Origin of the sequence: Mesorhizobium sp. M7A.F.Ca.MR.362.00.0.0, assembly GCF_004023175.1 — a bacterium.
Taxonomy (GTDB): Bacteria; Pseudomonadota; Alphaproteobacteria; order Rhizobiales; family Rhizobiaceae; genus Mesorhizobium.
This window is the reverse complement of sequence record NZ_RZTF01000001.1, coordinates 12,338-19,355: the sequence shown is the minus strand read 5'-3', so window position 1 is coordinate 19,355 and position 7,018 is coordinate 12,338. Positions and strand designations below refer to the sequence as shown.

The following is a 7,018-nucleotide window of genomic DNA, read 5'->3' as shown; positions in this document are numbered from 1 at the left end:
GCCGCTGAGGGCGGATCTGAGGTCGGCCGGCGCTCCGGCCTGAAATTCCGGCAACAGCGCAAAATCCACCTTCTCCGGCGGCGGGGCATCGACCTTGGGCGACGTACGGCTGATGTCGCCGCGTGCAGGCGGCGGCAACGTGCGCACAAGTGCGGAAAGCTCGACCGCCTGGCTGCTCAGTCCCATCGAGAGTCCGATATGGATGGCTGTGGCAACAACCGCCGCACCGAGCGCCATAACCCAGATCGGAACGATGAAGCGCTGCGGTTCGTCGGATGCGATCACGCCCTTCCAGTTTGGTGACAGTGGCGCGCCTTCAGCGTCGGCATCGCGCAGGAAGCGTGCCGCCGCCACGCGAACGGCATTGAGCGAACGGTCGCCTGATCGCCCAGGCACGCGATATTTGCCGCGGAAACCGAGCGCCATGCAATCATACTGCAGTTCCAGCAATTCGCGATCGCGGTTGGGATGGCGCTCCAGTTCGTCGAGACGCGTGAAGAACTGCGTGCCGGCATCGACATCGCCACGCAGCATGACCACAAGCGGCTGCCGAGGCCAGGCGCTGGCCCCACCCCAGGGCGTGTTCAGAGCCAGATCATCGAGCAACGCCGCCACGATCCAGGCTGCCTGGTCGGCCCTCTCCATAGAGGATCCCGTCGACATTGCCATGTCGCGTGCCCGAACCAGTTCTTCGAGCAATCGGGTGCGCAACGTTTCCGGATTCTCCGGCGGCAGCGCGCTTTCAAGCTCGGGAGCGAACTCGAGCAAGGGTGCGAATGCGTTGACAAGCGCGTTCGGGTGGGTGCGAGACCGCTTTACCACCGCCCCCGGCAACAGCGGGGCCATCGGTCGCGGCATCGGCGCTCCGGTCAATCGTATGCGGGTGCGTTCGCGATCCTCCGACAGTCCGAACGGATCATCGCGGCTCATGATCTCACCTGTTCACCGAATAGCAGTCCACCTGCGGCTCGCTCGGCAACACACCCGAAACGCCAATGACGAAGCCGGGAGCATCGAGCAGTGACGCCCAATGCTCGCTTTTCTGGTCCAGTTCGAGGCACAGCCGATCGCCATCGTAAGGGATCTCGCGCGGCTGGGAATGGAGCGGTTTCAGCGGAATGCCGGGCAAACGCGATTTCCACAGGCCCTCGAACTGATCGGCCGAGCCGACAGTCGCCTGATTGACGAAGATCTTGCGCAGCGCGTCCTCCGACAGCTCCGAACCGACCCGGATGACGATCCGGCTGGCCACCAGCAGCTTCGGGTTGTCGATGCGGATTTTCCAGACATTGGTCGAATGCCGCATGACAGGCAGCGCACGCGATTTAGGCTCGATGTAACGCAGGCTGAGGATGAGCGAGCGCAGCGCATCCGCCAGCGCCGAATAGGCGGGGCCTGGCGCCATGTGATCGTAAGCGGGTAATTCGCCCAGGCGCCGCGCGCTCGATCCGTAGGTCGCCATCGAACCAGCGAGCCCGGCAAGTTCCAGGTAAAGCTCGGCCGGATGGAAGACATCTTGCGCCAGCATGTGGGCGAGCCGCGGACGCGCCGCATTGGCGAGATTGAGCATCAGCAGATCTTCGACGCTGCGCCCAGGCCCGCCCATGACCATCTTGCCATGCGCCTCGGCGATCTGGTCGAGGCCTGTGACAACTTCCAGAAGCAATTGCCGATACCAGGCCACCGCGCCGGTAATCAGTGTCGGCGGCAGGAAGGTCTCGTCCACAGAGACGCCACCATCGGCCCGAACCCCCTTGAGGTCGGCTATCGGCAAGGCCGTGTAGCCACCGACCGGCTTGCCGGGTGCAAGCAGCAGCGCCTGCGGACGGGCGATCTCGATTTCTTCAGGATCTGAACCGCCCTGGACGGCGTCACGCACCGAGACGATCCGCCCGTGATATCGTGCTCCCGAGGCGGCCGCGTGTGCCGGATCGAAGCCGACACCGCCGGGAGGCTCCAGCGGCAAGGCGACCAGCACCGGCCCGGCGCCCGTGTCTGGGGTGACCAGCAGTGGTCGCGGCGCGTCCATCATGTCTGGAATGGAGAAAGGTGTCCCGTCCGGAAAGATGCCCCGTGCGGACAGGATCGAGATCTGGCCGGCCTCCAGCAATGCCTGATCCAGCGTCAGTTGCTGAAAGCCGAACGTATGCAACTGCCCGGCCTGCAACGCGCCGCGCACCGTCGCCTCGATAAAGCGATCCTGCTGCTGGAAATGCTGGGTCCGGAGAAACAGACCTTCGGACCACAACACTCTGTTTGCATCGCTCATGCCGCTACTCTCTGCATCGAGCTCCCCTTGCCCTGGCCGCTAAGCGGAAATGCCGCCGCTGCCAAGCGAGACGTTGACCGTAAATTGTGATCCCGCCGACACTGATTTGGTTGTGCGCCAGTTTCGGCCGCCGGGCTCGCGGATCAGTGCAACAAAGCCCAGCGCCGTCGCGTCCGGCTCGACCGTGATGGTCCTGGACGCGGTCTTTCCCGGCCCGACGGCGATCTGGTCGGATCCGATGAGGTCGCCTGCGAGTGCCGAACCGGCATCCCCCTGCAAGGCAAAGTAGTCGGCGGAATTGAATTTGCCGGTGCTGCGCAGCCGCATGACGAGGACCGTCACCGGCCGGTCGCCGCCGCCCGGTCCCGGGTTCATACCGGCCCCGCCGGTCAGTTTGACGGTGATCACCGATGGTTTCGGCGGCCCGCTCTGGCAAGCCGTAAGCAGCCCGGTTGCGCCCAGGGCGACAATGAATTCGCGTCGATCGATCATGTCTCACTCCTCCTCATATGCATCCCGAAAATCAGCGCCGATTTCGCCCAGAAAGCTTTTTTCCGCGCTCTCGGCGATTTCACGGTGGCGTTTCTGGTAAAGCTCCCACAGCTTGGCGCTGCGCCCGCCCGAAAGCAGCGTGCCGATCGCGGAATTCGATTTCAGCTCTTCCTCGATCGCTGTCGGGTCAAAACGGTCAATCATCCGCCGCAAGGCGCCCTGTACGCCGCGCCAGGCCCGCACGTGATGTTGGGCGAGGTCGCGAACCGCGTCGGCGATTGCCGCTTCGCCGGCGAGAAATCCGGGGCTGCGCTCGGCGAGAAGCGTGACGATGGCGTCGTCGACCGTCGGCAGAAACTTGAGCGGATTGACTTCGGAAGCCCCAACCATGGTCTGGGCGACGCGAGCGTTTCCCTTTTCCTCGGCCCGTTTGCGCAGAAGCTGCATCAGGCCTTCCATCATCAACCGATATTCGCGGCCAAACTTCTCCATTTCCGCAATGCTGTCGCGCTCGGGGAAATCGGCTTCCTCGACACCCATGCCATGCAGGAATGCGGAGCGGAGCGCCATGTCCCCCAGTTGCGGCGCTGCCGGCAGGCGGGCGGGTTTGGCAGCAGCACCTGCCCGCGCCGGAGGCGGGACGTCAGCCGCTTGCGCGGGCAAATCCCAGGGATTGGCGGATTGTGGTCGTTGGGCGATGCGCTCGCGCTGTCCGGCCGAGCCGGTGCCGTTTGCCGAACCGGGCGCCGCGGCCGATCCGAAACCAAAATCATCCTTGAAATCGGACGGCTTTCCATGAGCGGGTTCGGCTCCCCGGTTGGGAGACGGCACGGGGTCGAGGCCGAAGGGGTCCGCCTGGTTCGCCGCGCCGCCCGGTTCGCGGTAAGAGGCGGCATTTTTCGACACAGGCGTTGAAACCGGATCGAGGCTGAACGGGTCATCGAAACCAGGCGAACTGCGCTGGCCGGAGGTGGCACGCTCGAACGCGCCTGGAACCGGCCGTTCGAACGGGTCCGGCAAATCCGCCGGACGTGGCCGTCGCGGCTCTTCTTCGACCGTGGCGGAAAAGAAGTCGTCGTGGCCGATGCTCACCGGCGCCCGGGATGCCGGCGGCAGGCGTTCCGGAGCCGGCTGGCCGGCTGTGGGTGCTTGGGCGGTTGGCGTCTGCAGATCGACATAGACGACGTAGTCGCCCAGTCTTAGCCGCATACCGCTTTGAAGACGCGTCGACTTGCCGGCGCCGAGCGGGCTGTCAGAATCGTTTATGAACAATCCGCTGCTTGACGTATCGGTGACGAAATATCCATCTCGCCCGCCCGAGATCCTGCAATGAGCTCGCGAAACGAACATGTCGGGATCGTCAATCTGCCAGCCTGCGTCCGCGCTGCGGCCGATCACCAGCTCGCCTTCGTCCAGCCGGGTGTGCCGTACGGCCTGGGTGCGTGGCCCTTGCTCCAGCGTCAGCAGCAGGCTCATGCCGCGACCCCCGCCATTTCCGGCTGCCATCCGACGATTGTGCGCAGCCGCAGATCGTCAGCATCGCCCCTTTCAACAGGCCGCGCAAGCCAGGCAGTTCGGCCGAGCTGTACCGCTCCGAGACGGGGCGGCGGCACGGCTTCCCGCGCAAGCACGATGCGCAGATCGACGTCGAGCGATGCCCCGACCATGTCGCGAACGGCTTCCTCGAACAGTTTGAACTGCTGGCCACCGGGCAGGAACGCCTTGAAGTCCTCGTACCCCAGCGGGCCGACACGGAGCTCGACTCGGCTTTGGCGGTTGAAAACGCGCGGGCCGATCGTCGCTCCTCGGCCAAGCCCTGCATAGGCTTTTGCAAGACGGGTCTGGAGCCCGGTTGGGATGGTTATCCAGGCGGCGATGAACTCCTTGATCTGAACCGGCACCTTGAACGCTTCCGCCAGGAACAGCGTCAGCCGTTCCGGGCCGTCGACCTGGCTGGCGAGCGAAGCCGCCTGGCGAAGCTTCACCGTATCGAGATCGGTGTTCTGGGTGCCCGGAAGTCCTATTCCCGCCATGGCTTCGAGCATGGCGCGAACACGCCCGCCGACCGCGCGTTCGACCTGTACGGCCGGATGCGCATCCGCCCATGCCCGATAATACAGGGCGATCATGCGGTGCTGAAGAATGTTGACGAAGTCCACGAATGTCGTGTCGCTGGTTTGCCGGGCATCGGCGCCGGTGAACCAGCGCTGCGACAGACGATCGAGCACCCAGCGTGTCAGATGCAGCGGCAGCGGACCTTCGGGTCCCATCAGGCCGAGATTTGCGACGGTGACCCTGGCCGGAGCCTTGTCCTTCGCGTCGTGGAATTCAACCACGTCCCTGGCCGAAAAGCTAAGACGCACATGCTGTCCGAGCCTTGCAGGCTCGCGCTCTGGCGAGCCGGAATAGCCGAACAGCCCGCCCCTCCGTTCGAGTCGGCGCAACAGTTCGAAGAAGTCGAACGTCCCGGACAGCGCCTCGGCATGGTTCGGGTCGACTGTGTCTAGATCAGGTAGCGATTGCCGGGCGTCATCGGCCATGGCACATCCTCCTGCTTCTGCAGCAGCCGCGTACGGGTTCGCACGAAGCCGTTTATTCCGGCATGCCGGGCAAACAGCCGTGCCAGCAGGGCCGAAAGCAGCAATGTGCTTTGCCCTGCCAGGACCGACTGGTCGACATGCAATGTTACTTCCGTGCCACGTCCAAAGCACATCGGACCGTCGATCTGCAGCCGTTCGATGACCGACCGCGAGTCGATGCGAACGATCGAATGCACGTTGCGGGCAAGGCTCGGATCTCCCCGGTCGGCGTAAAGATCAAGCAGCGCATGCAGCGGATCGACGCCGCGGCCTTCCTTGGCAAGGCTGAGAAAATTAAGCGCCAGTTGCGCCACCAGCCGCCAGGCGAGATTGTCGGCGCGCGATTCGCCCGCCGCGCCCGAAGGCAGCGCCGCGGGGATGGCCGGGCGAGGCGGACGCAACGCGCCGAGAAGCCGCACCGTTTCGACCGGGTCGCCGGCCTCCAGCGTCAAAGTGGGATTGTCATCGAGGATCGGCAGATCGCGGTTGGTGCAAAGCGCCACGATGTCGACACGCTTCAGCGACCGGTTCGCCTGGCTTTCCACCGGGCGTGAAATTGCCAGGAAAACGTCGTCCCCTGCGTAGGAGGTGCGGGTCAGCCCGTCGCGCCGCTCGTCTTCCGTCGCGCGACGAGGACGCCGCTCGGTCGAGTAGACCCAGCCACTGCCACGATTCTGACCCAGGCTGAAGAGCTCCGGAATTTCGGCATCGCTGCCCCCGGTGTCGGCGTCCTCCACGCGGATGACCCGATAGATTTCGAAGTCACGCGCCCGCGTTCGGTCGGCATGCAGCACCTGGCGCGTCCTGCGCGGATCAAGCTCGATGACGTTGCACTCACGCTCGAAGAGATTGATGATCGGCGTTGCGAAAAGTTCGAAATCGACCGGGGTCAAGTCGGCAAGCTCGGGCACTGGACGCCTGAACATGAAGATGATCTCGAGCCCGGCGGCGCATCGGTGCACGACGGGCTGCAGTCCGGAAATCCGCGCATAGTGAAAGCGCTCGGGCATCATGAAATATTCGCGCAGCAGACGGTACCCCTCGAATGTCGGACGGGTCCGAGGCATCAGGGCTTCGTCGTCGCTGATGCCGATCATTTCGGGTTCCGGCAAGGGCGATGCGAGGTTGGTCTTGCCTTCCGCGCGTGCGCCAACGGCCGAACAAGCGCCGAAAATCGCGTCGAAAATTAACGGTGCCTTGGTGCGCCCGGAAAAATAGAGATCAAGCTTGTCGAGCGACAATTCGTCGAGCCTGCCTTTTCCGGTTCGGGCCAGCACGATGCGGAGCGCCGCCTCGCCGGCCACACCGCCGATCGGCCCTATGCCGGCCGCCGCCAGCGCGCTGCGATCTTGAAAGTAGCTTACCGAAGTCACCGCTATCGGCCACAGCGTGACGTCCTGGGCGGTGGTGAAGGTGCAGCGCGTCGAAAGGCCGGGCTGCAGGCCGGAGACCAGCCGGGTGTTGCGCTTGACGACATGGCCGGCAACCATCGTCTGGACCTGCTGGCCGGGTTTCAGCACCACCATAGCCGTTGCCGGCGCCGGCGTGACCAGATCGGGATAGAGGACATCCAGCACGCTGCGTGAAAACCGCGAGCGCTCGGCATCGACTTTCAGCCGGGTGCGCGCCGCGAGAAAAGCGACGCCGTCAAGCAACCGCTCGACATACGGATCTGGAC

The 7,018-nt window shown here is 64.5% G+C and carries 6 protein-coding genes; all 6 read right to left on the bottom strand.

Features of this window, described 5'->3' with window-relative positions; genetic code table 11:
- The coding region (icmH, locus tag EOC06_RS00080) for a type IVB secretion system protein IcmH/DotU (protein ID WP_245469253.1) at nucleotides 1-930 on the bottom strand (930 nt) is incomplete at its 3' end.
- 4 nt (nucleotides 931-934) lie between these two features.
- Complete coding sequence (gene tssK / locus EOC06_RS00075; RefSeq protein WP_128306781.1) at nucleotides 935-2,269, bottom strand: type VI secretion system baseplate subunit TssK; 1,335 nt, start codon at nucleotides 2,267-2,269, stop codon at nucleotides 935-937.
- 39 nt (nucleotides 2,270-2,308) lie between these two features.
- Complete coding sequence (tssJ, locus tag EOC06_RS00070; protein ID WP_128306780.1) at nucleotides 2,309-2,761, bottom strand: type VI secretion system lipoprotein TssJ; 453 nt, start codon at nucleotides 2,759-2,761, stop codon at nucleotides 2,309-2,311.
- 3 nt (nucleotides 2,762-2,764) lie between these two features.
- A complete protein-coding gene (gene tagH, locus EOC06_RS00065; RefSeq protein WP_128306779.1) occupies nucleotides 2,765-4,237 on the bottom strand; it encodes a type VI secretion system-associated FHA domain protein TagH in 1,473 nt (490 codons plus the stop codon).
- Entirely contained in the window at nucleotides 4,234-5,301 is a 1,068-nt protein-coding gene (gene tssG / locus EOC06_RS00060; RefSeq protein ID WP_128306778.1) for a type VI secretion system baseplate subunit TssG, read from the bottom strand. The genes tagH and tssG overlap by 4 nt, the downstream gene beginning before the upstream one ends.
- A partial coding sequence (gene tssF, locus EOC06_RS00055) for a type VI secretion system baseplate subunit TssF (protein WP_245469252.1) occupies nucleotides 5,265-7,018 on the bottom strand: 1,754 nt, incomplete at its 5' end. The genes tssG and tssF, both read right to left, overlap by 37 nt.

Excerpts from the sequence above, each read along its gene's own strand:
- tssJ (WP_128306780.1), bottom strand. The coding sequence starts at position 2,761 with ATGATCGATCGACGCGAATTCATTGTCGCCCTGGGCGCAACCGGGCTG.
- tagH (WP_128306779.1), bottom strand. The coding sequence starts at position 4,237 with ATGAGCCTGCTGCTGACGCTGGAGCAAGGGCCACGCACCCAGGCCGTA.
- tssG (WP_128306778.1), bottom strand. The coding sequence starts at position 5,301 with ATGGCCGATGACGCCCGGCAATCGCTACCTGATCTAGACACAGTCGAC.
- tssK (WP_128306781.1), bottom strand. The coding sequence starts at position 2,269 with ATGAGCGATGCAAACAGAGTGTTGTGGTCCGAAGGTCTGTTTCTCCGG.